Origin of the sequence: Nocardioides sp. Root122 (assembly GCF_001425025.1) — a bacterium.
In the GTDB taxonomy this organism is placed as follows: Bacteria; Actinomycetota; Actinomycetes; order Propionibacteriales; family Nocardioidaceae; genus Nocardioides.
This window is the reverse complement of the sequence record NZ_LMDE01000002.1, coordinates 93920-119951: the sequence shown is the minus strand read 5'-3', so window position 1 is coordinate 119951 and position 26032 is coordinate 93920. Positions and strand designations below refer to the sequence as shown.

Annotated in this window: 21 protein-coding genes; 20 read left to right on the top strand and 1 reads right to left on the bottom strand. The window is 74.2% G+C overall.

The window, feature by feature from the left end; genetic code table 11:
- Positions 1 to 4: 4 nt before the first annotated feature.
- A complete protein-coding gene (locus tag ASC64_RS04745) occupies positions 5 to 613 on the bottom strand; it encodes an HAD-IA family hydrolase (RefSeq protein WP_056906393.1) in 609 nt (202 codons plus the stop codon).
- Positions 614 to 880: 267 nt separating this feature from the next.
- On the opposite strand from ASC64_RS04745, the gene ASC64_RS04740 reads away from it, so the two are divergent.
- From ASC64_RS04740 to ASC64_RS04650, 20 genes are read left to right on the top strand one after another with little or no spacing between them, the layout of a single operon-like run.
- A complete protein-coding gene (locus tag ASC64_RS04740; protein WP_056906392.1) occupies positions 881 to 1597 on the top strand; it encodes a LuxR C-terminal-related transcriptional regulator in 717 nt (238 codons plus the stop codon).
- Positions 1598 to 1636: 39 nt separating this feature from the next.
- A complete protein-coding gene (locus tag ASC64_RS04735) occupies positions 1637 to 3574 on the top strand; it encodes an ATP-binding protein (RefSeq protein WP_056906391.1) in 1938 nt (645 codons plus the stop codon).
- Positions 3571 to 6564 (top strand): eCIS core domain-containing protein, encoded by a 2994-nt coding sequence (locus ASC64_RS04730; RefSeq protein WP_082550212.1) that lies wholly within the window; start codon positions 3571 to 3573, stop codon positions 6562 to 6564. The genes ASC64_RS04735 and ASC64_RS04730 overlap by 4 nt, the downstream gene beginning before the upstream one ends.
- Positions 6561 to 7463 (top strand): Pvc16 family protein, encoded by a 903-nt coding sequence (locus tag ASC64_RS04725; RefSeq protein WP_056906389.1) that lies wholly within the window; start codon positions 6561 to 6563, stop codon positions 7461 to 7463. The genes ASC64_RS04730 and ASC64_RS04725 overlap by 4 nt, the downstream gene beginning before the upstream one ends.
- Positions 7464 to 7487: 24 nt before the next feature.
- Positions 7488 to 9452: a phage tail sheath C-terminal domain-containing protein gene (locus tag ASC64_RS04720; protein ID WP_056906388.1), complete on the top strand. Its 1965-nt coding sequence runs from the start codon at positions 7488 to 7490 to the stop codon at positions 9450 to 9452.
- A gap of 38 nt (positions 9453 to 9490) precedes the next feature.
- Entirely contained in the window at positions 9491 to 9925 is a 435-nt protein-coding gene (locus tag ASC64_RS04715; protein ID WP_056906387.1) for a phage tail protein, read from the top strand.
- Position 9926: 1 nt separating this feature from the next.
- Positions 9927 to 10319 (top strand): hypothetical protein, encoded by a 393-nt coding sequence (locus ASC64_RS04710; RefSeq protein ID WP_056906386.1) that lies wholly within the window; start codon positions 9927 to 9929, stop codon positions 10317 to 10319.
- A gap of 8 nt (positions 10320 to 10327) precedes the next feature.
- Positions 10328 to 10462: a DUF6760 family protein gene (locus ASC64_RS22965; protein ID WP_268788224.1), complete on the top strand. Its 135-nt coding sequence runs from the start codon at positions 10328 to 10330 to the stop codon at positions 10460 to 10462.
- Between the two features lies 1 nt (position 10463).
- Entirely contained in the window at positions 10464 to 11126 is a 663-nt protein-coding gene (locus ASC64_RS04705; protein ID WP_056906385.1) for a hypothetical protein, read from the top strand.
- Positions 11123 to 11818 carry a CIS tube protein gene (locus ASC64_RS04700; protein ID WP_056906412.1) on the top strand — a complete coding sequence of 232 codons (696 nt, stop codon included), beginning with the start codon at positions 11123 to 11125 and terminating at the stop codon, positions 11816 to 11818. Before ASC64_RS04705 ends, ASC64_RS04700 begins: the two co-directional genes overlap by 4 nt.
- Complete coding sequence (locus tag ASC64_RS04695) at positions 11815 to 13044, top strand: phage late control D family protein (protein WP_056906384.1); 1230 nt, start codon at positions 11815 to 11817, stop codon at positions 13042 to 13044. Before ASC64_RS04700 ends, ASC64_RS04695 begins: the two co-directional genes overlap by 4 nt.
- Positions 13045 to 13052: 8 nt before the next feature.
- Complete coding sequence (locus ASC64_RS04690; protein WP_056906383.1) at positions 13053 to 13703, top strand: phage baseplate assembly protein V; 651 nt, start codon at positions 13053 to 13055, stop codon at positions 13701 to 13703.
- Between the two features lie 26 nt (positions 13704 to 13729).
- On the top strand, positions 13730 to 14008 hold the full coding sequence (locus ASC64_RS04685) for a PAAR domain-containing protein (protein WP_056906382.1): 279 nt from the start codon (positions 13730 to 13732) through the stop codon (positions 14006 to 14008).
- 1 nt (position 14009) lies between these two features.
- Positions 14010 to 14438: a GPW/gp25 family protein gene (locus ASC64_RS04680; RefSeq protein ID WP_056906381.1), complete on the top strand. Its 429-nt coding sequence runs from the start codon at positions 14010 to 14012 to the stop codon at positions 14436 to 14438.
- A complete protein-coding gene (locus ASC64_RS04675) occupies positions 14435 to 18724 on the top strand; it encodes a hypothetical protein (protein WP_056906380.1) in 4290 nt (1429 codons plus the stop codon). Before ASC64_RS04680 ends, ASC64_RS04675 begins: the two co-directional genes overlap by 4 nt.
- Positions 18724 to 20994 (top strand): baseplate J/gp47 family protein, encoded by a 2271-nt coding sequence (locus tag ASC64_RS04670; protein ID WP_056906379.1) that lies wholly within the window; start codon positions 18724 to 18726, stop codon positions 20992 to 20994. The genes ASC64_RS04675 and ASC64_RS04670 overlap by 1 nt, the downstream gene beginning before the upstream one ends.
- Positions 20994 to 21755, top strand: coding sequence for a hypothetical protein (locus ASC64_RS21930; protein ID WP_056906378.1), 762 nt, complete (start codon positions 20994 to 20996; stop codon positions 21753 to 21755). Before ASC64_RS04670 ends, ASC64_RS21930 begins: the two co-directional genes overlap by 1 nt.
- Positions 21752 to 22696, top strand: a complete 945-nt coding sequence (locus ASC64_RS04660; protein WP_056906377.1) for a hypothetical protein — start codon at positions 21752 to 21754, stop codon at positions 22694 to 22696. Before ASC64_RS21930 ends, ASC64_RS04660 begins: the two co-directional genes overlap by 4 nt.
- The gene (locus ASC64_RS04655; protein ID WP_056906376.1) at positions 22693 to 24051 is read left to right on the top strand and encodes a phage tail protein; all 1359 of its coding nucleotides are present in this window, start codon (positions 22693 to 22695) and stop codon (positions 24049 to 24051) included. Before ASC64_RS04660 ends, ASC64_RS04655 begins: the two co-directional genes overlap by 4 nt.
- Positions 24048 to 26027, top strand: a complete 1980-nt coding sequence (locus tag ASC64_RS04650; RefSeq protein WP_056906375.1) for a hypothetical protein — start codon at positions 24048 to 24050, stop codon at positions 26025 to 26027. Before ASC64_RS04655 ends, ASC64_RS04650 begins: the two co-directional genes overlap by 4 nt.
- The last annotated feature ends 5 nt before the right edge of the window (positions 26028 to 26032 follow it).

The window sequence follows — 26032 nt, the reverse complement described above, 5'->3', positions numbered from 1 at the left end:
ACCCTCAGGGGATCGTGGAGATGATCCGCTCCAGCTCCCGGATCGAGGTGGCGGTGTCGGTGTGCAGCACGGCATGCCAGCCGAAGGCGCGCGCGGCCTCCACGTTGACCACCACGTCGTCGAGGAACACCACCTCGTGCGGCGCGACGCCGAGGCGGCGGGTGCTCAACGCGTACGCCGCCGGGTCGGGCTTGGCGAGCCCCACCTCGTGGCTGTAGACGATGTCGTCGGTGACGTCCTCGAAGCCGTGGACGCGTTCGCGCTCACGGGCGCCGGGGCCCGAGTTCGAGAGGATCGCGGTCAGGCGCGGACCGCGCTGGGCGGCGAACCAGTCGAGGAGCGGCTGGTCGATCGTGCCGACGTACCACCGCCAGTAGTCCTCGACGAGCTCGTCGACCTGGGCGTCGTCGAGGCGGAGCGTGCGCTGCCACTCCCCCCGGATGTCGGCCTCGGTCGCGCCGCCGGTGAGCGCGTCGCCGGGCAGGCCGGCCAGACCGCCCGCGACGGTGCCGGGCGCGAGCCCGAGACGCGCCTCGGCCGGCCCCGGGAAGACGTCGTCGTCGATGACCTCGAGGACTCCCCCGATGTCGAGCACCACTGCACGGATCGCCACGGCAGGAGGATGCCCCGTCCCGCGCGCCTCACACCCACGGGGTCCGGCGAGCTGGTCCAGCCCATCTAGACGGGCTGGCGGGGCGGGACCCTGCTGCGGGACACTCGTCACGCAACGCAGCTTCGACATGCCGTCGCTCGACACCCGCCCTCGTTCGGGGGTGCGGCTCACGGCCGGGGAGGGACACCCAGCCGACGTCCGGGTCGGCTCCGTCAGACCTCCCGTGTTCCACCCGCTCTCGTCACACTCGCCGCTCGGGGAGGCGTCGTGATCGATCTCGTGCTCATCGCACCGGTCCGGGCGTACCGCGACGCGCTGGCGATGGCGATCGAGACCGACCCCACCCTCGAGCTCCTGGCCGGCGTCGCCACCGGACCGGAAGCGCTGGCCTGCATGGTGCCGCGCCAGCCGACGGTGGCCCTGCTGGACTTCTCCGTGGACAGCGTCGTGCCGCTGATGGCCTCCCTGCGCCGTACGGCGCCGACCACCCGACTCGTCGGCATCGGCATCTCCACCCGGCACGGCCAGTCCGAGGCCGTGGTGCGCGGGGCGGAGGCCGGGCTCGCCGGCTTCGTCGACGCCGACCAGCCGCTGGGCGACGTCCTGGCCGCGGTGCGGCTGGCCGCCCGGGGTGAGTCACCGTGCAGTCCGCGGATCGCGGCGCTGCTGCTTCAGGCGCTGCAGCGGAGACCGGAGCCGCCCCGGATGCCCCACCAGCTGAGGGGCCAGGGCCCGGCGCGGCTGACGCCGCGCGAGCTCGTCGTCGCCGAGCTCGCCGAGCGGGGGCTCACCAACCGCCAGATCGCCAGCAGGCTGGTCCTCGGCGAGTCGACGGTGAAGTCGCACGTGCACGCCATCCTGGCCAAGCTCGAGGTGGGGCGACGCGACCAGATCGCGCTGTCCGGCCCGCCGCCCTCCACCGGTGGAGGTGGGGTGGAGGGACCGGGGCCCACCCCCACTTCGTCCCCGTCTCCCCTGCCCTGACGGATCCCGGCGACGACGCGCTGCCGCCACGCTCCTGTCATGGGACCGCGCGACGGGCTGGACCTCGACCCGCTGGTGCGGTGGTGCGCCGAGGTGCTGGGCCGCGGGCTCGACCACGAGGGTCCCGCCGCGACCACCGTGCCGCCCCTGCCCCAGCACCTGCGTGACCCGCTCGTCGCCCATGGATTCGACGCCTTCGACCAGACGGCGGTGGCGCTCTCGCTCGCGCCGGACCTCGACGCCGAGCTGGCCGCGAGCTGTCGGGTGCTCACCGCGCGCACTGCGAGCCCCTACCTCACGGTGGCGGCGATCGCCGACCTGGTCGGCGCCCGCGGAGCGGAACGGGTCGGCCTGGCCGCCCGGCTCAGCGACGGCGGGCCGCTCGCCCGGATGGGACTGCTGCACATCGTCCCTCCGCGCGAGTCCCCCGTGGTGGGCGAGCCTCCGCGCGGCCCCACCCTCCTGGCCTCCTGCGCCGCGAGCACGGCGCTGCTGCGCAGCGCCTTCGGCATCCTGCGACTCGACCCGTCGCTGCGGCCCTGGGTGCGCGACGACCTGGTGGCGCCCACCACCGCGCCCGACCCGCTCGCCGCCCACGTCATCGCCGCCCGCCTCGGCGCAGGTCACCCGTCGCTCACCTCGCTGGTGGGCGGCCGTCCCGGCGATGCGCTCGCCACCGCCCTGCACGCCGCCGCCACGGCCGGCCGCAACTGCCTGGTGGTCTCGGCCGAGGCACTGGTGGACCCCGCGCCGGCGGCCCGCGTGGCAGCCGAGTGCCTGCTCCGCAACGCCGTCGCGGTGGTCACGGGCGACACCTCGGACGTCCCGGCGCACCGCTGGGAGGCACTGGCGGCGGTCGTGGCGATCGGCGTGCACCCCGTGCTCGACGACGACGCCCCGCACGACGTCGGCTCCATCGAGGTCCACCCCGGCACGGGATCGGTGGGCGCGCACCTCGTCGAGGTGCTGCACGGCAGGGGCGTGGTCGTCGCGGCGGACGACGAAGCCCGCCTGGCCCGCTGGCAGCACCTCGACCACGACGACGTCGGCAGGCTGGCCGCGACCCTCGCCGCCCGGGCCGTGGGACGCCGCCTGGTCGGCGAACCCACCCACGTCACCTCGCGGGACGTCACGAGCGCGTCGATCGGGCTGCTGGGTCACGGGCTGTCGCGCCTGGCGACACCGTTGGAGACCTCGGCCGACTGGTCGCAGCTCGTGGTCCCCGCCGACATCCGCGAGCAGCTGGCCGAGCTCGTCGCGCAGGCAGCCGGACGTACGCAGGTGCTGGAGGACTCCGGGTTCGGCGCCCAGCCCGGCCTGCCCCCGGGGCTGACGGCCGTCTTCGCCGGCCCCAGCGGGACCGGCAAGACGCTCGCCGCCCGACTGGTGGCGGGCGAGCTCGGGCTCCCGCTGTACGGCGTGGACCTCTCGGCGGTCGTGTCGAAGTACATCGGGGAGACCGAGCGCAACCTCGAGGCCGTCTTCACCGCGGCCGAGCAGACCGACGCTGTGCTCCTCTTCGACGAGGCGGAGGCGCTCTTCGGGAAGCGGAGCGAGGTGCAGGACGCTCGCGACCGCTACGCCAACCTCGAGATCTCGTTCCTGCTCCAGCGCATGGAGCGCTACGACGGGGTCGCGATCCTCGCCACCAACCTGCTCGGGCACTTCGACGACGCGTTCGCCCGGCGGCTGTCGTTCTGCCTGCACTTCCCCTACCCCGACGAGGCACTGCGCGCCCGGATCTGGCACACGGTCTGGCCGGCGCGGGTTCCTCTCGCCGATGACGTCGACCTGGACGAGCTGGCCGACCGGCACCCCCTGGCCGGCGGGCACATCCGCAACATCGCGCTGGCTGCGACCCACCTGGCCCGCGCCCGTGGCGGCCCCGTCGACCGCGCGTGCCTGGACCGGGCGGTCGACCGCGAGTACGCCAAGCTCGGCCAGCTGGCCGACACGGTGGCCGAGGCGCTCTCATGACCGCCACCCGCCCGGGCTCCCCCGGGCACGCGCTCCTGCACCCGGTCCATGAGGAGTCACGGACGCTGGACGGTGGGCTGCGGAGCAGCATGGAACGGTCCTTCGGTGCGTCGTTCGGCGACGTCGTGGTGCACACGGGCGCCGCCAGCGGCGGCCTCGCCGACTCCTTCGACGCCGCAGCCTTCACCGTCGGCCGCCACATCGTCTTCGGTCCGGGCAGGTTCGACCCGACGTCGCTCCGCGGACGAACCCTCATCGCCCACGAGCTGGGCCACGTGGTCGAGCAGCGGCGCGGCGGCGGTGACCCGGACCTCGGCACGCGGCTGCCCGCGGGCGTCATCCCGCTCCACGGCGGTCATGCCGAGGGCGCCGGTCGTACGGCGGCGCAGGCCGCGCTGGGGCACCAGGCCCCGGTCGCCGGCGCCACCGGCGTGGGCGTCGCCCGGCAGCCGAAGCAGGACGAGGACGCCGCGGCGGGAGGGGTGGCGCCGTACCTGACCCAGGCCATGGCCCGACCCCAGTCCACCCCCGCGCCCGTGGCGCCGGCGCTCCAGCTGCCCAGCGGCAACGCCCTCACGGCCAGTCGCACGGTGATGAAGGCCATCGAGGACCTCACCCGCACGCCCGACGGCCGGTACACCACGACGTACCTGGGGAAGACGCTGGTGCTGACCGCCGAGGACGCGGAGAAGACGCGCGCGGCCGCCCGCAACGCGCTGGTCGAGGTGGTGGCCCGCTCCCGCCGCAGGTACGACGACGCCGCCGGCCGCTACGCCGCCCAGGAGGAGGTCGACAAGGAGTTCTGGTTCAGCTCCAAGGCCGCGCACGCGATGGCCTGGATCGGCACCCTCGGCGACCACGAGGACCCCGGGATGGCGCTCGCCCTCCAGCGGCCGGTCGTGACGATCGCCGAGGTCACCGTCGCCCGGCTCGTCGCCGAGGGACGTCTGGCCGCCGCGGCCGAAGAGGCCACGCGGGCCGAGAGCGCCTCGGGGCGGTCCGCCGCGCTCGTCCGGATCTACATCGACCAGACCATCGAGGGCGCCGAGGCGATGGCGACCGGCCTCGAGTTCACCCGGGACGCCGCATTCGTCACGCTCGGGGTCCTGGCCGTGGTCGCGACCGGTGGAGCCGCCGCGGGGCTCGCGCCGGGCGTCGTCGGGACGGGTGTCGCCGGGACGTCGGTGGCGACGACCGCGACGGTGATCTCCGTCGGCGCGCCCATCGTCGCCAACGTCGGCGTCGGCGTCGTCAAGGTCGTCCAGGGAGATCCGGTCGACTGGGGTGACATCGCCGTCGACGCGGCCGTGCAGATCGTCCTGGCCAGGTTCGGCGGAAAGCTCGGCGAGAAGGTCTTCGGCAAGCTCGCCGGCAACCCAGCGGCCCGCACCGCAGTGCGCCGGGTCCTGGCCTCGGTGGGCAGCGGTGTCGTCTCGCACGAGGCGAGCCAGGTGTTCACGGTGACCGTGAACGAGACGTACGCCGCCCTCCGCGGCCGGGACGTGTCCTGGGGCCACTTCGTCGACGAGCTCTCCGACCGGCTGACCGACCCCAAGGGGATCTTCATGGCAGCGGCGATGAGCGGCTTCACCGCTGTCGCCCACGCCAAGATCGACCAGGCCGCGGCCGCCAAGTCCGGCTCGTCCGACTCGTCCGGCTCGTCCGGCTCGTCCGGCTCGTCCGGCTCCTCCGGTGGTGGGTCCTCCAAGGCCCCACCCGTCAAGTCGCCCGCAGCACCCGTCGAGGAGCCGGTCGTCGCCGCCCCGACCAAGAAGCCCGTCACTCCCGCCCAGAAGCCGGTCCAGACGACCGCTGCACCCGCCCCGACCCAGGAGCCCGTCTCTCCCGCCCCGACCGCCAAGGCAGCGGGCGGCAAGACCTCCACGTCGAAGGGCGCGAAGTCCTCCCGTCCGTCCGAGCTCAAGCGCAAGGCCGACGCCGGGGAGCGCCTGCGGGTCAAGGCCGAGAAGCGTGCGACGGCAGCAGAGGTCGCACAACAGAAGGCGACCCAGAAGGCCGCCGCCGCCCAGACGCGGCTCAGCAAGTCCCAGGAGGCCGTCGATGCGCGTCAGCAGGCGGGACGCAAGCCGACCAAGGCGCAGCAGGATGCCCTCCAGCGGGCCAAGAAGGCCGTAGCGGTCACCGAGAGCGGCCAGGTCAGGGCCGCGAAGGACTCCCAGAGGGCTGAGTCCCGTCGGCAGTCGGCGACGAAGAAGGCCGCCGAGCGGTCGTCGGCCTACGAGCAGGCCAAGGCAGCCAAGGCCGCCACGACCAAGGCCACGACCGCCACCGAGAAGTTCGACCGCCTCTGGAAGCCCAAGGACGTGTGGAAGCAGTGGGCGAAGCAGGAGATCGCCGCACGCAGACCGGGCGGGACGTCCACAGCGCCGAAGAGCACCGCGGAGTACGACGCGCAACTGGTGGAACAGGCGAAGGGTGCGCCGGTGCCTGACAAGGACGGACGGATCGACTGGGGCAAGACGAAGGGCGGGGCGAAGCTCCCGGGCGCGGCCGCCGAGCTCGACCCGATCCGTGGGATGACGGATGCCGAGCTCGCCCACGCTGCGAAGACAGGCGAGATCCCGAGCCGCTTCCAGGCGGAGATCGAGCACCGCATCCCGCAACGGGTGGGGCGCTGGATGGCGAAGGCGGGGGTCCCGCCCAAGGAGGCAGCGGCCGCGACCAAGCTCAACGACCCCAAGAACCTCGAGTCCGCCAGCAAGTCCTGGCACGAGAAGGTCGACGAGATGAAGGCCCGGTTCCGCTCCGGGCACGACAAGACCGATCCGATGTCGTCGCTGGACACCCGAGCCGGCCGCCCGTTGGGCCAGGCGAGCGACGCCGAGATCGCCACCATGGTCACCGCCCTCAAGAAGCCCGGGGTGAACCTGGACGTCGAGGTCGACGTCAACGGCACGAAGACCACCTTGCGCAACGTCTTCCGCGACGAGAAGACCCGTCGGCCGGGCTCCACCTGGGACGCGCCATGATCGACTCCCTCGACCTCGTCATCCGGCAGACCCTGGTCGCCGAGATCCCCTCGCTGGCGACGCGGATCGGCTTCCAGCCGCCGGACGACGCGTGGCGGCAGCGGGTCGGCGCGGGCACCGGCGTGTGGCTCAGCTGCGCGCTGGTCGACCTGCGTGAGGACCGGCACCGCCGCTCGAACGAGATCCGCATCGAGCACCACCCGACGCGGCGCGTGCTGTCGCCGTACTTGCTGCGGTGCGACTACCTGCTCAGCGCCTGGAACAGTGCCAAGGACTCCTCCGCCGTCCAGGCCACGACGGCCGAGCACGGGCTGCTCGGCCGTGTCGTGCGGACGCTGGTGGAGCGGGCTCCCCTGACGCCCGCGGCGGTGCTGGTCCCGGCCGAGCTGGCCGGTCTGCCGTCGGCGTGGCGCGAGGACACCTTCGACACCGAGGTGCTGCCTCCGGAGGGGTTCACCAAGATCCCCGAGTTCTGGGGGACGATGGGCCGCGCGGCGCCGTGGCGCCCCGTCGTCTGGCTCACCGTCACCGTCCCCGTCGCCCCCGAGCCCACGCTCGTCGACGGCACGGTCACCACGATCATCACCTCCGCCGGCCGCGGGCGGCCCGCCCCGGACCCCGAGACGCTGCTCGGCGTCGGGGGCCTGGTCCTCGACGCCACCGGCGCCCACGCTGCCGCGCCCGTGCCCGTCGGCGAGGCGCTGGTGACCCTGGCCGATCCCGCGGGGAGCCTGCTCAGCCGCGCGCTCACGGACGCCGACGGCCGGTTCGTGCTCGACGGCGTCCCGCCCGGGACGTACGACCTCGTCGCCCGCGCCACCGCGCTGCCGCCGACGGCGCCCCTCAGCGTCACCCTCCCGGCGGCCACCGCCGGCCCCCTCGAGCTCCAGTTCACCTGACCCAGCCAGCGAAAGGACCAGACCATGGCAGTGCAGGTCTCCTACCCCGGTGTCTACATCGAGGAGTTCACGCCCGCCTCGCCCATCGAGGGCGTCTCGACGAGCGTCGCGGCCTTCATCGGCATCGCGGAGAAGGGCCCGATCGGCGAGGCCAGGTTCCTGACGAGCATCGACGCGTTCACCGAGACGTTCGGGGGGCCGCTCGACGGCCCCCAGCCCTACTACCTGCCGCTCGCGGTCCAGGGGTTCTTCGCCAACGGCGGGAAGATGGCGTACGTCGTCCGCGTCGGCACCGCCACCCCCGCGTTCGCCGACCTCGACAGTCGCGACGCAGCAGCCGTCCCCCTGGCGCAGGTCGTGGCCATCGCCGACGGGGCCGCCGGTGACGGCGGCACGGTCGTCGTGTCGGACGCGAGCTCGCTCGCTGAGGCGCTCACGGCCGAGGGTGCCGGCACCACCGTGCCGGCCCACAGCGCGACCCCCGCAGTCACGGGCATCGACGCCACCCGGCGGGTGCTGAGCGTCGCGGACTCGTCGGTCTTCGCGGTCGGCGACCACGTCGTCCTCTCCCGCGGCGCCACGAAGTCCCCGCGCCTGGCGGTCGCCACCGTCGAGCCCGGTGCGGTCCGCCTCGCCTCCGACGCACCGGCACGGACGGCCTCCACCGAGTGGAACAAGGTGAGCACCGACGACCTCGCCGTCGGCGACCGCCGCATCCGGGTCGACGTACCTGCTGCCGTCAGCCTCCGCGCCCACGTGCCCAGCGGCTCCGTAGTCGTCCTCACCGACGGCACGAAGACCGAGTGGCACACGGTCTCGGAGGTCGGGGCGGACAGCCTCACGCTGTCCACCCCGCTGACGGGCACGCTCGCCGTCGCCACCACGACCGTCGCCACGGCCGAGATCGACCTCGCCATCACCGACACCGCCAACCTCACCCGGACCTACGCCGGTCTCTCGACGTCGCCGCTGCACCCGCGGTGGTGGGGCACCGCGGTCACCGACCCGTACGCCCGGGTGGTGCTGGACCCCGACGTGTTCCCCGACGGCGACCCGCGACCCGCGGAGGGCACCTTCCAGGTCACCGGCGCCACGAACGACGACCCGGTCGCGTCCTGGGGAGACGTCGAGGACGAGACGAAGCTCCGCGAGGTGCTCAAGCTCCTCGTCCCGATCGACGAGATCAGCCTGGTGGCCGTCCCCGGCTGCACGGCGACCCCTGCGCAGCAGGAGGTCGTGCGTCACTGCGAGACGATGTTCGACCGGTTCGCGGTCCTCGACTCCAAGGAGGGCGTGGACCTGGTCACCGTCAAGCAGCAGCGCGGCTCGCTCACCGGCCAGCTCGACAAGGGCTTCGCGGCGCTCTACTACCCGTGGATCACCCTGAAGGACCCCTCGCGCAACAGGGTCGTCTCCCAGCCGCCCTCCGGGCACGTGGTGGGCATCTATGCGCAGACCGACACCACCCGGGGCGTGCACAAGGCGCCCGCCAACGTGGGGATCGCCGGCGCCGTCGGCCTCGAGCGACGACTGTCCGACGTGGACCAGGGCTTCATCAACCTCGACGGGGTCAACGCGCTGCGGATCCTGCCCGGCCGGGGCATGCCGGTGGTCTACGGCGCACGGACCACCGCGGGCGACCGGAACTGGCAGTACGTCAACATCCGCCGGCTCTTCCTGTTCCTGGAGGAGTCCATCCAGGAGAGCCTCAGCCTCTCGGTGTTCGAGCCCAACGACCTCGCGCTGTGGCAGCGGCTCAAGCGCACCATCACCGAGTTCCTGACCCGGGTCTGGCGCGACGGCGCGCTCTTCGGCGCGACGGCGAAGGACGCGTTCTACGTGCGCATCGACGAGGTCCTCAACCCGCCCTCGACGCGCAAGCTCGGCCGGCTCTACGTGGAGATCGGTGTCCAGCCGGTCTACCCCGCCGAGTTCATCGTCGTACGGATCGGGATCTGGGACGGCGGCAACGAGGTCGCCGAGGTCTGACGCACGTCCCCCACACGCACCCGGAGAAAGGCAGCACCATGACAGCCCAAGTAGTGGATCCCTTCGTCAGCTTCAACTACCTCGTCGAGATCGACGGCATCGCGCGAGGCGCCTTCCAGGAGGTGACCGGGCTCGACTCGACCATCGACGTGATCGAGCACCGCGAGGGCGGGGGCAACACCAGCCCGCACAAGCTCGCCGGTCAGACGAAGCACGCCAACATCGTCCTCAAGTACGGCATGACGATCGACACCCAGCTCTTCCAGTGGCACAAGACCGTCGTCGACGGGGCCGTGGACCGCCGCAACGGCTCGGTGGTCCTGCTCGACCGCCGCGGGAGCGAGGTGGCCCGCTGGAACTTCGTGCGGGCCTGGCCCTCGAAGTACACCGCGCCGTCGCTCAACGCCGAGGCCTCGGACGTCGCGATCGAGACCGTCGAGCTCGTGCACGAGGGCCTGGAGAGGGTGAGCTGACATGCTCCAGCTCGAGCACGACTTCACCCTCCCCGTCGGCCTCCTCGGCGAGGACGGGGCGCTCCACCGCGAGGGCACGATGCGCCTCGCCACGGCCGCCGACGAGATCCTGCCGCTGCAGGACCCGCGGGTGCAGCGCAACGCGGCGTACCTCACGATCATCCTGCTGAGCCGGGTGGTCACCCGCCTCGACGGCGTCGAGCCGGTGACCCCGCGCACCATCGAGTCCCTGTTCGCGGCCGACCTCGCCCACCTGCAGGACCTCTACAACGCGATCAACGACGTGGAGGACCCGGCCGACCGGGACCACGCGGCGTGCCCGTCGTGCGGAGAGGACCTGGCCGCCGGCCGCGAGCGCCTGGGGGAATCCGTGCCTATCCCGTCGATCGCCTGAGGAACGAGATGGCCTTCATCGCCTACCACCTCCACTGGCCGCTCGCCGAGCTGATGGACCTCCCCCACCGGGAGCGCCGGTCGTGGGTCGGCGAGGTCTCGGCCATCAACAGCACCCTGAACGCCGCAGCGCAAGGAGCCTGACGTGGCACTGAGGACAGCGACCCGACGCCGGACCGGGCACCGTCGCGCCCTGCGCACGGTCCCGCCGGTCGAGCAGGTGCTGCTCGCACCGCTGCGCCCGCTCGTGCGTCACGTCCACCACCTCTCGACGTCGACCTTCCACCTGCACGTCGCCGTTCCGGTGCGGGTCGTCGCGACCGCGCACCCGGTCCGGGTGCTCGCCCTCCCGGCGGGCTCCCCCGGCGCTGCCTCCGCGGGTGCGGCCACGCAGGTCCTGCTCCTCCGTGACCGGGCCGCCGGCTCGGCCGCGCCTCCTCCGGTCGGCGAGGCGCCGCGGACCGGGTCGCGTCAGACCGCCCGTGGCACGGCGCGCCCGGTGACCGGCAGCGCATCCGCGCCCCCCGTGCCGACCGTCCGCCCCTCCGCACCGACACGCGTGGAGATCGTGCACCGCCAGCCGGATGCGGCCACCGCGTCGACGCCGGGGTCGACGGCACACCGCGCGAGCGAAGCAGAGGTCCGTCCTGCGGCGTGGCGCGTCCCTGCCGGACCGAGCGTCGTGGCGTCGGCCCCCGGGGCGACACCCCTGACGGCGGCCGACGTGCCCGGCGTCGTGGACCACGTCGTCCGGGAGATCGACCGCCGGCTCGTCGCCTCGCGTGAGCGTCGGGGGTGGACCGCATGACCGGACTCGAGAAGGCGACGCTGACCGACCTGGTGACCGGCCGGCGGGTGGCGGTGCAGTTCAACCCGGAGGAGTACTCCCTCGACCGCTCGACGACCTTCGCCCAGCTCGCGGTTCCCGGGCTCTCCGCCCCGCTCGTGCAGTTCATCGCCGGGAACGCGCAGACGGCCGAGATGGAGCTGCTCGCCGACACCACGGAGGCCAGCCCTGCCGGCGGCCCCGGCAGCGACGTACGCCGCCTGGTGCGGGACATCACCTCGCTGATGGACATCAACCCCGAGCTCCACGCGCCGCCGCCGGTCGTCTTCGCGTGGGGCAGCCTCACCTTCACGTGCGTGCTCACCCGGGTGCAGCAGCGCTTCGTGATGTTCCGTCCCGACGGCACGCCGGTGCGCGCGCGGCTCACGGTCAGCCTCAGCGAGTACCGCAACGTCGAGCTCGAGGCGAAGGAGATCAAGCGGCAGACCGTCGACTACACCAAGGTGCACGTCGTCTCGGAGGGCGACAGCCTGCCCCTGATCGCCCACAGCGAGTACGCCGATGCCACGGCGTGGCGAGCCATCGCCGTCTGCAACGGCATCACCGACCCGCGCTCGCTCGTCGTGGGCGCCCGGCTCACCCTGCCCCGGCTGCCGTACGTCGATGCCAGCGGCGTCGTGCACCAGGCCCGCCCCAGCCGGGAGGCGTCGTGACGGTCGCGCCCCATTACGCCCCCGAGCTGCGGCTGCTGTTCTCCGGCCGGCCGGCTCCCGCCGCGCTGCGCGCGTCGCTCACGTCGGTCAGCGCGACGTGCGGGTTCGGCGACGCCGACCGCCTCGAGGTGTCGATCGCCAACGAGGGGTTGCGGTGGCTCGACAACGACCTGTTCCACCTCGACACGCCGGTCGAGCTGTGGCTGGGCTACTCGCCCGAGCAGCCCGAACGGGTCTTCGCCGGCGAGGTCGTCGCCGCGGACGCGACGTTCCCGAGCGGAGGCATCCCGACCATGACCGTCGCGGCACAGGACCGACGCACCAGGCTCGCCGCCGCGCAGCCCTCGCGGTGGTTCGCCGTCTCCGTCCCGACCTACGGGGTCATGCCGCTGCCCGACCTCGTCGTGGCACCGGAGCTCGCCCTCGAGCACGGCCTGCTCGCGACCGTCGACCCCCTCGGCTCCGTGCTCGCCGCGGCGCTCGGCGCCGCTGAGACGCTGATGTCGCTGGACGACCCGACGCTGCGCCAGCGCATCGTGCGCAAGCAGGCGGGCGAGAGCTCCCTCGACCTGCTGAAGCGGATCGCGGTGGAGAACGCGTGGGAGGTCGCGATCGACCACCGCGCCGAGCCGGCCGGCCTCGTGGTCAGCCTCATGTCCCCCGCGGCGCACCTCGCACCCGACGTGACCGTGAAGTACGGCGCCTCGCTGCTCGACTTCTCGCCGCGGATCAGCGCGGTCGGCCAGGTGGCCAAGGTGTCGGCGAGAGTGTGGCAGCCATCGATCCGCCTCGAGCTCACCATCTCCGTGGGCTACGACTGGGACCGCCAGTCCCTCGAGATCGACGTGACCCCCGGCTTCGGGCTGCCGATCGGCGGCGGCAAGGGCACCGAGATGACGCTGGTGGACGAGCCGATCTCCCCCGCGAACGCGGCACGCGTCGTGCTCGGCAAGCTGCTGCCCAAGCTCAACAAGCGGATGACGGCCCGCGGGACGTGCGCGGGCAACGCGGCGATCCGCGCCGGGCACGTCATCCAGGTCGAAGGTGTCGGCGAGACGTACGGCGGGTTGTGGCGGGTCGTCTCGGTCACCCAGACGCTCGACAGCAGCGGGTGGCGCACCACCTTCGACGCCCGCAAGGAGCTGTGGTTCGGGTCGATCCCACCGGCGTCGCAGGGCGCCGTACGAGTGCAGGGCGGCCTGTTGTCGCTGCCCTCGGGAGCGTAGGAGGCGTCGTGGCGTTGTTCGACTTCATGGAGGGCCCGGAGGCGCGGGAGACCGACAGCCGCCGGCTGGGCCTGGTGCGTGGCGAGGTCAGCGAGAACTTCGACCTGACGATGCAGGGACGCGTGCGGGTGAAGATCCCCACCATCCCGGACATCGAGCCGTGGGCCCCGGTGTGCACCCCGTTCGCCGGCGACGGCTACGGGTTGTGGTGCATGCCGCAGGTCGGCGACATCGTGCTGGTCGCCTTCGAGAACGGCGACCTCAGCTGGCCCGTGGTCGTCGGGAGCGTGTGGGACTCCAGCAACACCCCTCCGGTCGACCTGCCGACCGACGCCATCAACAAGCGCGTCCTCAAGACGCCCAACGGCCACGAGCTCTCCTTCGACGACATGACGCAGGAGATCTCGTTGACCCACCTCGCGGGCCACACCCTGACCATGACCTCGACCGAGATCTCGATCGAGCTCGCCCAGGGCGCCGGCAAGCTGACGCTCTCGCTCCCGGGCAAGGCGGAGCTCACGGGCCAGGTGTCCGTCGAGGTCAGCTCCACGAGCACCTCGGTCACGGGCGACGCCACCCTCGACCTGTCCGGTGCCACGACGACGCTCAAGGCCGACGCGACCTGCCGGGTCAGTGGCGGCCTGGTGACCATCAACTAGGCCCATCCAGTCCCGAGGAGCCCGCCATGCCTGCAGCAGCCCGCGTCGGTGACACCACCGCGCACCCCGGCACCGTCACCGGGCCGGGGGTGCCCACCGTCCTCATCGGCACGATGCCGGCGGCCGTGATGGGAGACATGCACGCCTGCGCCTTCCCGCCGCCGGCCAGCCACCCCCCGACACCGTTCACCGGGGGCAGCGGCACCGTGCTCGTCGGCAACCGCCCGGCGCTGCGGATGGGCGACATGGCCGGGTGCGGAGCGCCCATCGTGATGGGCGAGATCACCGTGCTGATCGGGGGCTGAGATGACCGGGCAGGCTCTCGGCGAGCACCTCGAGGCGCGGATCCTGGGCCGCGGCTGGGCGGCGCCTGCCCGCGTCGACGGCACGGGCGAGGCGCGGCTGGAGGCCGGTGCCGAGAAGGTGCGCCAGTCGATCCTGCTGGTCCTGGGGACCCGCCGCGGCGAACGCGCGATGAGGCCCGACTTCGGCGCCGGCCTGGAGGACTTCCTCTTCGAGCCGCTCAGCAGCACGACCGCCGCGCTCCTGCGCCACCGGGTGGAGACGGCTCTCGTGCAGTGGGAACCCCGCATCGACGTGCTCGAGGTGCTCGTCGACGTCGCCGAGCGGGGTCGTGGCCGGCTCGACATCACCATCGGCTACCGGATCCGGGCGAGCAACACCTTCTACAACCTGGTCTACCCGTTCTTCCTCCAGGAGGGGGGCGCCGCATGACCGCGCCACCGGGATCCGACCTCATCCTGCGACGGGACCGCGCGGCGATCCTGGCGGAGATCCTCGCGTCGCGCACGGCGTACGTCCCGGACTGGCTGCCCGCCGAGGGCGGCCCGGGGCACGGCGTCGCGGACATCCTCGCTGGCTATCTCGAGCTGCTGCAGGAGCGCCTGGCCAAGGTCCCCGACCACCGCCAGGCGGTCCTCCTCGACATGCTCGGGGTCGCCCTCCTGCCCGCGCAGGGCGCGCGCACGCACGTGACGATGAAGGCGGTGCCCGGCACCCGCGGCGTACGCGTCCCGCGCGGCACCCGGGTCGGCGCGACGGTGCCCGGCCGCGACCGGCCGGTGACGTTCGAGACCCTCGACACCGTCGCCATCTCGCCCGCCTCGGTCGTCGAGGTGCACAGCGTGCTGCCGGCAGCCGACGCCGAGCGCGACCACTCCGCCGACGTCCTCGCCCGGGAGCCGTTCACCCTGTTCGACGGCACCGTCCGGGTCGACCGCGAGATCTTCGTCGGCCACCAGGAGCTGCTGGCCTTCAGCGGACGGGCCGTGGTCGAGCTCCAGGTCGGGATGGGCATCCCCGCCCCGGACCCGCTGCCGATCGAGTGGTCCTGGTGGGACGGCGCGCAGTGGCGCGCCTTCTCGGCGTTCGCGGCGTCGGCGCTCGAGGCCGGCGACGACGACTCGGTGGACGGCACCCAGGGGCTGACGCGGTCCGGCACGATCCGCCTCGTCGCGGCGTGGGCCAAGGCGATGCCCGTCGAGCTCGACGGCCGGACCACGCACTGGGTGCGCGGCCGGCTCGGCGCCCCCCTGCAGCTGCCGGCAGGGACGCCGCCGCCCACCGTCTCGCGACTGCGCGTCGCCGCTGTCAACGAGCAACGGCGCCTCCGCACCACGGTGTCGGCCGACCCGGCGGGTCCGGAGCTCGTGGTCTGGTGGCCCGAAGGCCCGACGACCCCCGTCACCGCCCACGTGCTCGACCGCACGTCCGGCGCCCGCCTCGACGGCTACGTCACGGCGACGAAGAGCTTCTCGCCCACGACCGCGCTGGGGGCGAGCGTCCCGCTGAACGCCGTCCTGGGGCACACCGTCCAGGTCGGGGTGAGCCCCGCGGCGTCCCGCCCCGCCGGGCCGCACGACGGCGACGCCCCGCGCCGGGTCGCCTGCGACAGCGACGACGAGCTGACGCACGGGGTGCTGGCCGACGCCGGGTCGCGCGTCGAGGTGACCGTCTCCCGCGGGCTGCCGCTCGACAAGGCGATCGCGGACCGGCGGGCGGCGGACCCGTCGAAGACCTTCGCACCGATGGGACCCTCGCCGGTGCGCGGCTCGGCGTTCCTCTTCGCCTGTGCGCCCGCCACCCACCGGCCGGGCAGCCGCGTCACGCTCCAGATCGAGCGACCGGTCACCGCCGCGGAGGAGGCCGACGAGCTGAGCGGGGTCCAGTCCAGCATCGTCACCTCGGCCAAGGACCGGCTCGACGAGGCCATCGCGCTGCTCGAGGGCGCCGAGGTGACCCAGGCGCTGGCGACCGCCGCCAGCATCCTCGGTGATCCGCTCCCCAAGCTCACCAGCTCGGACGCCGCCGCCTGGTACGCCGCCGTGCGACAGCAGGTGCAGCTGGCGCTGAACGCCCTGAAGGAGGCCGCGAAGCACGACAACGACTCGTGGGACCACGTGACCACGACGGTCATCGAGGTCGGGATCATGACGCCCGCCCCGGTGCTGACCGGGCCCGCGGTAGGGCTCGCGTTGCTGCCTCCCCTCGTCGACGCCGGCAACACCGTGGCGATGGTGCTCGCCGACATCGCCCAAGCAGTCGAGCGCCTGGCGGCCGGCGTGCCTCAGTCCATGATCGACGAGCGCAACCAGCTGCAGAGCGGCCTCCCGGACGCGAACCTCATCACGGTCGGCAACAAGCGACAGCCCCTGGCCAGCTCCCTCGTCAACCTCCTCGCCGGGGCCACGCCCTGGCTGCCTGCGACCCAGCTCCCGGCGTTCCTGGCGATGGACCCCGACGACTTCGTCGACGAGGTGGAGGACCGGATCGCCGACGCACTCGCCGCCGTCCAGAAGGCCCAGCAGGGCGTGGTCAAGGCGATCGACAAGCTCAAGGACATCAACCCCGCCACGCTCGCCGGCGAGATCGTTCCCTCCGCTGCGACCGACCTGAACCCACCGGTCGTCTCGTGGGACTACCACGACGGTGAGCGCTGGCGTCCGCTCGGCGCCGAGGGCGACCCCGACGTGCTGGCGCTCCGTGCCTCGGGGTCGGTGCGGTTCACCGTGCCCGACGACATGGCCGAGCTCGACGTGGACGGCGACGTACGACGGTGGATGCGGGCCCGCCTGGCGGAGGGGTCGTTCTCAAGCCTGCGCCTGGTGAGCTGGACGGACACCTCCGGGATCGTGAACTTCCTCCCCGTCGTGGAGCCCCGCCCGCCGATGCTCGACCGGGTCGAGGTGTTCTACACCCACACCTCATCGGCGGTCGACGCGGAGCTCGTGCTGGTCCGCGACGTGCACCAGTGGCGCGACCTCACCCCCGCGGTCACGTGGCCGGCCGCCGGCGCCGTGCCCTTCGAGCCGATGCCCGACCTCGTGCCCACGCTCTACGTCGGTCTCGACGGCGAGCTCCCCGCCGAGCGGGTCAGCCTCTGGCTGCAGCCGTCCGACCCGTCGCCGTGGGCGGTGGCGCACCGGCCGGTGTGGGAGGGATGGGACGGCACCGCCTGGGTGCGCCTGGTCTCCGACGACGGCACCGACGGCCTGCGCCGCAGCGGGGTCGTCGGGCTCCTCTGGCCCGGCACGTCCGGGGCACCGGGCGTGACCGTGTCCGGAGCGATCGGCAGGACCATCTCACTGGTGGGGCTCGGCGCGGCCCTCCGTTTCCGGGCCGGCGACCGGCTCATGCTGGCCGACCTCCAGGGTCAGGAGCCCGTCGTCGTCGATGCCGCCGCCGGGGAGACGGTGACGACCCGGGCACCCCTCTCCCGCGCCTACGCCGGCGCGCAGCTGGTCACCGCACCGCCCGCCCGGTTCGGCTCACCCCGGACCTGGCTCCGAGCCCTGTTCGACGCGACGCGCCCACCCCCTGCGCTCCGGCTGTCCGCCCTCGCCGCCCACGCCGTGGCCGTCGCCCAGGTCGAGACGATCCGCGACGAGCTGCTGGGGTCGGGCGACGGCTCGCCCGGTCAGCGACTCGTGGCGCGCCGGTTCCCGGTGGAGGGCGACCCCGTCCTGGAGGTCCGCGAGCTCGACGGCGACCGCGCCGACGTGGACGCCGACGTGCTGCGCCGCACGCTCGAGGCGCACGGCATCGACCTCGCCGCCGTGCGGACCGAGCACGACCCGCGCACCGGACGGGTCACGGAGGTGTGGGTGCCGTGGTCGGGCACCACGTCGCTCGGTGCCGCAGGCCCCTTCGACCGTGTCTACGTGGTCGACCACGCCAAGGGGCGCTTCCTCTTCGGCGGCGCGGGCCACGGCAGGGCGCTGCCCGCCGGGCGCGACAACGTGCGGCTGCGCTCCTACCGGACCTGCGAGGGCGAGGTCGGCAACGTCGGCGCCCACCGGCTCGACAAGCTGTTGAGCGCGGTCGCCGTGGGCGAGGTGACCAACCCGGAGCCGGCGTCCGGCGGCGCCGAGGTCGAACCGCTCGCTGCCGCCCTGCGGCGCGGGCCGTCCCTGCTGCGGCACCGCCGTCTCAGCCTCACCGAGCGCGACGTCGAGGCGATCGCCGCCGAGTCGTCGCCGGCCGTCGTGCGCGCCCGCGCGGTCGGCGCGCAGGACCGCCACGGCCGACCCCTGCCGGGAGCGGTCCGGGTGGTCGTCGTACCCCGTGACGGGAGTCGGCAGCCCCGCCCGGGACCGGCCCTGCTGGCCGTCGTCAAGGACGCGATCGTGGCCTCCTCCCCTGCAGTGGCGACGCGACGCGTCACCGTCGAGGGTCCGGCCTACCTCGCCGTCGGCGTCTCCGTCACCGTCGTCCCGCAGTACCCCGACGAGGCCGGCGCGGTCCGCGAGGGCGTCGTCCGGGCGCTCGAGGTGTTCCTGCACCCGCTGGCGGGCGGGCCGGACGGCACGGGGTGGGACTTCGGCCAGGGCAGCCACCTCTCCGACGTGGCCCGCGTCCTCGAGTCCGTGTCCGGTGTCGATGCGGTCACCGACCTGGTCCTGACGCGCGACGGCATGCCCGTCGGTGACGCCGTGCTCGCCGCGCCGGACCAGGTCGTGTGCGCCGGGCCCATCGTCGTACGACTGGGAGGAGGGCTCTGATGCCGCTGTTCCCACCTGTCACCGACACCCTCCGCTGGGGCGACCTGGTCGAGCAGGGGCGCTCCCAGCTCCCCCTCGTGGCTCCCGGGTGGACCGACCAGAACACCAGCGACCCGGGCATCGCGCTGCTGGAGCTCCTGGCGTGGCTCGTGGAGGTCGACAGCTACCGCTCGAGCGCGATCTCCGACCGGGAACGCCGGCTGCTGCTCTCGCTCACCGGGTTCGCCCCCGCCGGACCACGGTCCGCCCGCGCGCTGGTGCGGCTCACGTCGTCACGGACCCGGGTGCCCGCCGGCCTCGTCGCGACCGGCGTCCGGTCGGACGGCACCGTGCCGCTGACACTGCGCGACGACGTGGTGGTGCGAGGTCTGTCCGTCGAGGCCGTCGCGCACGCCACTGGAGCCGCCGCCGAGGACGACTACCGCACCGGGTGCCACGACCTCAGCCGTGAGCACGGGGCGGGCCGGCCCGTCCAGCCGTTCGGCGACGACCCCACCATCGGCACCTGCCTCCTGGTCGGCCTCACGGCCGCCGGCACGGTCGCAGCGGGGTCGATCGACCTCTGGTGCGTGGTCGCGCCCGGGCCCTGGGTCCCGGAGGCTCCGGGTCCGAGGGACGTGCACCACTCGGTCCGCACCACGTGGGAGACGTGGGACGGGTCCGCGTGGGTCGCGGTCGCGGAGGCCGACACCGATGACCGCACCGCCGCCATGACTCGCAGCGGGCGGGTCAGGCTCGTCGTCCCTGCCCTTCCGCGCACGACGCTGGGCGACCAGGATGCGGGTGCCCTCGCCGGGCGTGCCCTGGCGTGGCTCCGCTGCCGCATCGTGTCGGGCCGGCACGACGCCCCACCGTCGCTCGCGGCCCTGCACGCCGACGTCGGCGAGGTCGCTGCCGCCGGGCCCTTCGCGATGGACGTGGTGGTGCCGCCCGGCACGCCCGTCACCGGATCACCCTTGCCCGCGGGACCGCTGGACGTGGCCACCCTGGCACTGGTCTGCGCCCGGGACGGCACGGTCGAGGAGGTGCGCTTCGCCGACCCGGACGACTGGCCGGGGCTCCCCGCTGTCGACGTCGTCGCGTTCCGGGCTCCCACCGCGGCACTCCCCGGTCGCCTCGTCGTCGGTGCCGCCGTGCTCGGCGTGGCGCTGGGCGTGCCCGACGAGGTCCTCCGACTTCCCCAGCCCTGGTGCGACGCACCGCCGCGCCTCTGGGCCGTGCCGCCGGGCGGCGTGCCGGTGCCCGTCAACGTCGTGGCCGACCTCGCGGTCGCCGGCGCGCAGGACAACGCAGCCGTGCTCGAGGCGGACGGGGTCACGGTGCGCTTCGGCGACGGGCGCTGTGGCGCCACCCTGCCGCCCGGCAGCACCGTCCTGGTGTCGGGGACGTGGACCACGACCACCGGCATCGGCGAGGTGCGCCCGCCCCTCGACGTACGGCTGGCCGAGGACGCCCGGACAGTGGCGCTCCTCTCCACGGACGCCGCCGGGACCCGGATGGACCTGGTCGGCTCCCTGCTCCCTGGAGCGCCGGGCGAGGACGTCGCCGCGACCGCCGCCCGGGTCGATGCCGCCCTGTGGGTGCACGACCGCCTCACCGGGCTCGCCGACAAGCACCGGGTCAGCAGCCTCGACGACCTCGCGCTCGAGGTGGTGCGCCGCGCCGGCGTGCCCGAGCGCGCGGTGACCGCGCTCGACTTCGAGCGGCGCGTCCTCGCCACACCCGGTACGTCGCTGTGGCGGACCCGCGCGCTTCCCGACGTCGACCCGCGGCTGCCCGGCCTGGTCGCCGACGGGTGCCTCACCGTGGCCGTCGTCCCCTGGCTGCCGGTGGACCGGCCCGAGCCGACGCGCGAGCTGCTCGCGCGGGTCCGCGCCGACCTCGCGAGCGTCCGCACGCTGGGGACGCGCGTGTTCGTGGTCGGTCCGAGCTACGTGCGCGTCGGGGTGACGGCCACCGTGGTGGTGCTCCCTGGTGGCGGGGTCGAGGCGGTGCTGGACGCAGCACGGGACGCCGTCGACCGGTTCCTGCACCCGGTGACCGGCGGACCCGCCGGACGCGGCTGGCCGTTCGGCCGACCCGTGCGACGCAGCGAGGTGCTCCAGCTGCTGGACCAGGTGCCCGGTGTCGACCGCGTCGAGGGGCTGGTCCTGCGCCGCGAGCGCGCCGACGGCACGGCCGAGGAGTGCGGCGACCTCACGATCTGCGCGACCGAGCTGGTGCTCGCCGGCTCGATCACGCTGACCCCCGCGAGCGCCGGAGGCCGTTGATGCCCACCGAGACCCGACTCCGCCAGGTCCCCGGCGGCTGGCTGCTGGCCCGGGACCTCCGCGACCAGCCGCGCCTCCAGGACCTCCACCTGGCCCACCACCATGTCGTGGCCCACCGCACGTGGGGCTGCTCCACGGGCCTGCGCGTCATGCTCGCCGGCGACGAGCTCGTCGTCACCCCCGGAGCGGCCGTGGATCGCTGCGGTCGCACCGTCGTCCTCAGCGAGACGTTCTCGGCCCGCCTCACCACCTCCGCGGCCACCGGCACCGTCGTCGCGCTGCGTCTGCGCGGTCACGGTCCGGACGGGCGGGTGGTGCTCCGCACGGGCGCCCGGGCCCAGGAGCTCGACGTGCCCCTGGCCAGGATCGACGACACCGGAGTGGTCCGGGCAGGCGACGGCGACCGGCAGTGGCTGCGTCGTCCGGGACCGGCCAGACGGCTCGGCGGCATCGTGCCGCGCGGTCAGCCGGCGTCCGGCACGTACTCCGAGTGGGCGGCGCACGTCGACCTCGGCCACCACCTGCTCGAGGACGTCCCCGTGGCCTTCGCATCGCCGGCCGGGCACACGCCCGCCGCGGCCCGCACGACCGTCGAGGTCATGGCCGTCTCCGCCACCGGCCTCGACCTCGTGGTCCGCAACCACGTCCCCGTCGGCGACGTCGCCCTCGGCGACGTCGTCGAGACCACCCCCCTCGCCCTGAGCTGGCTGGTCCTCCTGCCCGCCGAGCGACCCGAGCTCCCACCCCTGGAGTGGACATGACCGTCTCCGCAGTGCCCCTGCCCCACGCCGACCGGCCGCTGTACTTCCCCGGCCAGGTGCTCGCCGCCGACGACCTCACCGCCGCCCAGGACGTCGACACCGGGCTCCGCCACCTGCACCACCGCATGCTCCACGGCTGGGGCATCGCCTCCGGCCTCGGCGTGACGGGGCGCAGGGGCGACGCGACGGTGTCCATCGGCGCCGGGTACGCCCTCGACTCGACCGGGCGCGAGCTCGTGGTGCCTGATCCCGTCGCGGTGCCGGTGCCGCCGGTGGTCGCCGGACCCGACGGGCGACCGCGGGGCTTCGCGCTCGTCGTTCGCTGGACGAGCGACGAGGACGCCGTCGTGGTGGACCGGCCGGGCGCGTGCGGCACCGAGGGCGCCGTGCGCCGGTCCGATGCACCGCAGGTCCTCTGGCTCGACCCGCCCGCGGTCCGTGTCGGGCACGACATCGTCCTCGCCCTCGCTGCGGTGGAGGGGTGCGCGCTCGCCGGCGCCCCCGAGCTCGCCAGCCGCCGGCTGCTCAACCCACCTCCCACCCCGTACGCCGCGTGCGGCCGCACGGCCAGCGGTGACACCGGCTGGCAGGTGCGCACCGGGCCCGCCGGGCTGCCGTACGCCGTGGTGGCGGACGTGGACACCAGCGAGGCCGGGTTCGGCGACACCCCGGCCTACCTCGCCCGCCTGGACGGCCTGCGCATGCTGGATGCCGCGCTCTCGCCCACCGGACGACCCGCACTCCTCGACGGGACGCCGTACGTCGAGGCGGCCGAGCCGGGCAGGTTCCGGTGCGTCGTCCCCCTGCCGCCGGGCACCGGGTGGGGCGACGGCACCCAGGTCGACGTCAACCCGTCCGACGTCGTCGGCTCCGCCGCCCTGACGGACCTGGTCACCACCACGCTCCGCTGGTCGGTCGAGTGGATCGGCCTCCAGTCATGAGCGCGCGCCGGTGGCTCGCCGGGGGCGACTGGGGAGCGGCGCTGCTCACCCGCACGGTCGTCGAGGCCGGGCACCTGCGTCTCGCACCGCAGGGCGGCGGTCTCGCGCGGCACGGGCTGGCGGTCGTCCGGGCGGGGCGCCCCGACCCTGCCCAGGTCGACTCCGACACCGCCGATCGCTGGCGGCGGGTGGTCGTGCGCCTCGCCGAGCCGCTGCCGCCGCAGGCGTGGCTGCGGATGTGGACGCGGATCGAGCCCGCGGGGGCCGTCCCGCCGGCGCCGGACGCTGCGCACGACCTCCCCGACGACGCGCCTCCCGACACCGGGAGGGGCGTGTGGCGGGCCGCAGCCCCGGACGCCCTCGATGCCCGGGTGCTGTGCCGCGACGAGGGCGACCTGTGGGTCGCCGTGGAGCTGGGCAGTGCCGGCGCCACCACCCCGGCCGTCGCCGACCTCCTGGTGGAGACCGGCGACGACGGACCCGTCACCGCGCTGCCCGTCGCCTACCGCGAGACCGGCGTCCACCCCGCGACCGACGGTGCGATCATCGTCGACGACGGCAGCGGGGTCCTCGGCCGCTACGTCGGGCTGCTCGGTGCGCACCTCGAGCACACGTCGTCCCTGATCAAGGAGCTCCCCTCCCTGCTCAGCCCCTCGGTCGCCCCGGACCGCGATGACGCGCCATGGCTCGAGAGGCTCGCGACGTGGGTCGCGCTCGACCCGGGCCGGCTGCCCGGCGACGACGCCGGCCGGCGGGAGTCGATCGCCACCGCCGTCGCCCGCCACGGCCGTCGCGGGACCCGCGCGGGCCTCGAGGACCAGGTCCGCCGGGAGACGGGCCTCGACGTCGAGGTGGTCGAGCCGCTCCTCGACGTGACCGTGTGGCGGCTGGACGGCACCAGGCGCACGAGCGTGCTCGGCGCCACCACCGGCCTCGTGGCCGCCGACCCGGGACCACCGGTGCTCGACACCACGGCGCTCGTCGACGGAGCCGCGCTCATCACCGCCGAAGACGCCGGCCTCCCCGTCCACGGCCACGTCGCGCACCGCATCTGCGTCCACGTCGCCGACGGCACCAGCGAGCAGGTCGCCGCCGTCGACGCGGTGGTGCAGCGAGAACGTCCCGCACACGTGTGGGCCCGGACCTGCGCCACCCCACGGCGTACGTCGCTTCCGACGGTGGTCGAGGTCGACCGGCTCCCTGGCCAGCCGGCCACCGGGCTCCGCAACGACACCGCCCACCGCCCCGACGCCGACGGGCCCGGGCAGCGGCTGGGCACCGCCCGCATCCACTCCGAGAACCGCACGCCCGACCGGCCCGGCGCCGGGTCGGCACAGACAGGAGACACACGATGACCACGGACCTCGTCCCCGTGACCGGCCGCGGAGGTGACCTCACGACAGCGGGGTGCGGCTGCGACGACCACCACCTGGGACATGACGCCCTCCACGCGCTCGAGCGCAACCTGTTCTTCCCGCGCAAGCTCATGGAGGTGCGCCACTGGCAGGCCGAGCAGTCCTACCACCGCCACGCCCGCGAGCTGGTCACGCGGCTCGGCCTCGGGAGCGGGGTGCTGTGCGGCCTCGAGGTGCGGCTGACCACCTCCGGGAGCGTGGTGATCTCACCCGGTGTCGGTGTCGACGGGCACGGTCGGATCGTCGTCGTGCCACGCTCGGTGGAGGTCGACCCGGCGCGGCCCACCGACGCCTGCGGCCGCCCGGCCGGCGACCCTCTCGACGAGGGCTTCACGACCGTCGCTCTCTGCTACCACGAGTGCGGCACCGACCCCGTCTGCATGCCCCCCGAGGGGTGCGACGACGAGCCCCGGGTCGTCCCCTCGATGGTCCGGGAGGCGTACGCCGTCTCGGTGACCGTGGGTGCCGGTCTGCGGGTCGGCCTCCCGGACGGCCTCTGCGAGCAGGTCTTCGGCTGCGACGAGTGCGAGGCGACGTCCGGCGAGGACCCGGGCTCGGAGGCCACCTTCCCCCACGACGCCGAGGGTCGCCGGGAGGTCCTGGACCGGCTGGCGCCCCGGCGATGCGCCTGCGGGGAGCCGTGCATCCCCCTCGCCACGGTGGCCCTGGGCGAGGAGCGCGCCCTCGACACGGGCGTGCGCACCGTCATCCGCTCCAACCGCGAGCTGCTCGACCTCCTCCTGTGCCTCGCCGACCGGGTCGACGAGTGCTGCAGCAGGCTCCCGACCGCCGTGCCGCCGCGGATCACCGGCCTGTGGCCGTGGCCCGACGACGAGGGTGCCGCGCTGGACGAGCTCCTCGAGACCGGCCGCCTCGAGATCGCCGCCGACCGCGACCTCGCCGAGCAGGGCCTGGACGACCCCGACCCCTGGCTCGGCGTCTGGCTGCTCGACCGCCGCCGGGTGAGCCGCCTCCGGCTCCGCCGCGCGGCAGGTGCCCTGACGCACGTCGCCGTGCCACCCGGCGGCGACGGGGCGGCGTACGACGTCGACGTGCGCGAGGCCAAGCCGACGTCGCGCAGCCTGGTGCTCGTCATGGTGAGGTCGACCGCGCCGGGGCCCGTGCGGGCTGCCGCGTCCGACCAGCTGGCGCTGGACCCCGACCTCGAGGGCACCCGCCTCACGGAGGAGGACCGCGACGCGCTGTGGGCGATGGCGCCCGCGAGCCACGACAGCGGGCTGGGGGCCGTCGTCGCCGCGGCCGCGAACCCGCCACCGCTGCCGACGCTGCCGTCGGGCGACGGCACGGCGGGCGGCGAGCTGCACGTGGCGCTGCTCCGCCCGTCGAAGGTGGCGCCTCCGCCGCGGCTGCTCGCGGTGTGGCCGGAGGGTGCGGCCGAGCTCGGCGAGGACCGGGACCCGTTCGAGTGGAAGACGTTCCTGGAGGAGCCACAGCTCCAGCTCACCGTGTCCCGCGCCCTCACGACGGAGGCCACCGACAGGCCGCGCGAGTGGCTCAGGGCGTGGCACGGGACCGAGGACGGACCGTTCCTCTACGGCATCGAGGAGCTCGAGCTGATGCCCGGCACCGCGACCGACCTGCCGGGGGGCGAGGTCCGCTACGCGTTCCGCATCCAGCCGCCGCGCTGGTTCGGCCGCGACACGATCGTGGTGCAGCTCCGGTCGACCCCACCCGTGGTGACGGAGTCCCCGATCGGGCGCGACGACCCCACGGTCCTCCTCGACGCCGACGTCGCCGGCACGGCCCTCGGCTCGCAGGACCTCTTCCGGCTGTGGAGCGGGGACCCGTTCAACGGGCTCCCCGCACTGCCCCTGACCGCCACCGGCGGCCAGCAGCTCTACGACGGCACCGAGGGCGGCCTGGCCCACTGGGCCTTCACCGTGACTCGGCCATGACCACC

Excerpts from the sequence above, each read along its gene's own strand:
- ASC64_RS04735 (WP_056906391.1), top strand. The coding sequence starts at position 1,637 with ATGGGACCGCGCGACGGGCTGGACCTCGACCCGCTGGTGCGGTGGTGC.
- ASC64_RS04730 (WP_082550212.1), top strand. The coding sequence starts at position 3,571 with ATGACCGCCACCCGCCCGGGCTCCCCCGGGCACGCGCTCCTGCACCCG.
- ASC64_RS04725 (WP_056906389.1), top strand. The coding sequence starts at position 6,561 with ATGATCGACTCCCTCGACCTCGTCATCCGGCAGACCCTGGTCGCCGAG.
- ASC64_RS04720 (WP_056906388.1), top strand. The coding sequence starts at position 7,488 with ATGGCAGTGCAGGTCTCCTACCCCGGTGTCTACATCGAGGAGTTCACG.
- ASC64_RS04715 (WP_056906387.1), top strand. The coding sequence starts at position 9,491 with ATGACAGCCCAAGTAGTGGATCCCTTCGTCAGCTTCAACTACCTCGTC.
- ASC64_RS04710 (WP_056906386.1), top strand. The coding sequence starts at position 9,927 with ATGCTCCAGCTCGAGCACGACTTCACCCTCCCCGTCGGCCTCCTCGGC.
- ASC64_RS22965 (WP_268788224.1), top strand. The coding sequence starts at position 10,328 with ATGGCCTTCATCGCCTACCACCTCCACTGGCCGCTCGCCGAGCTGATG.
- ASC64_RS04700 (WP_056906412.1), top strand. The coding sequence starts at position 11,123 with ATGACCGGACTCGAGAAGGCGACGCTGACCGACCTGGTGACCGGCCGG.
- ASC64_RS04685 (WP_056906382.1), top strand. The coding sequence starts at position 13,730 with ATGCCTGCAGCAGCCCGCGTCGGTGACACCACCGCGCACCCCGGCACC.
- ASC64_RS04680 (WP_056906381.1), top strand. The coding sequence starts at position 14,010 with ATGACCGGGCAGGCTCTCGGCGAGCACCTCGAGGCGCGGATCCTGGGC.
- ASC64_RS04675 (WP_056906380.1), top strand. The coding sequence starts at position 14,435 with ATGACCGCGCCACCGGGATCCGACCTCATCCTGCGACGGGACCGCGCG.
- ASC64_RS04670 (WP_056906379.1), top strand. The coding sequence starts at position 18,724 with ATGCCGCTGTTCCCACCTGTCACCGACACCCTCCGCTGGGGCGACCTG.
- ASC64_RS21930 (WP_056906378.1), top strand. The coding sequence starts at position 20,994 with ATGCCCACCGAGACCCGACTCCGCCAGGTCCCCGGCGGCTGGCTGCTG.
- ASC64_RS04660 (WP_056906377.1), top strand. The coding sequence starts at position 21,752 with ATGACCGTCTCCGCAGTGCCCCTGCCCCACGCCGACCGGCCGCTGTAC.
- ASC64_RS04655 (WP_056906376.1), top strand. The coding sequence starts at position 22,693 with ATGAGCGCGCGCCGGTGGCTCGCCGGGGGCGACTGGGGAGCGGCGCTG.
- ASC64_RS04650 (WP_056906375.1), top strand. The coding sequence starts at position 24,048 with ATGACCACGGACCTCGTCCCCGTGACCGGCCGCGGAGGTGACCTCACG.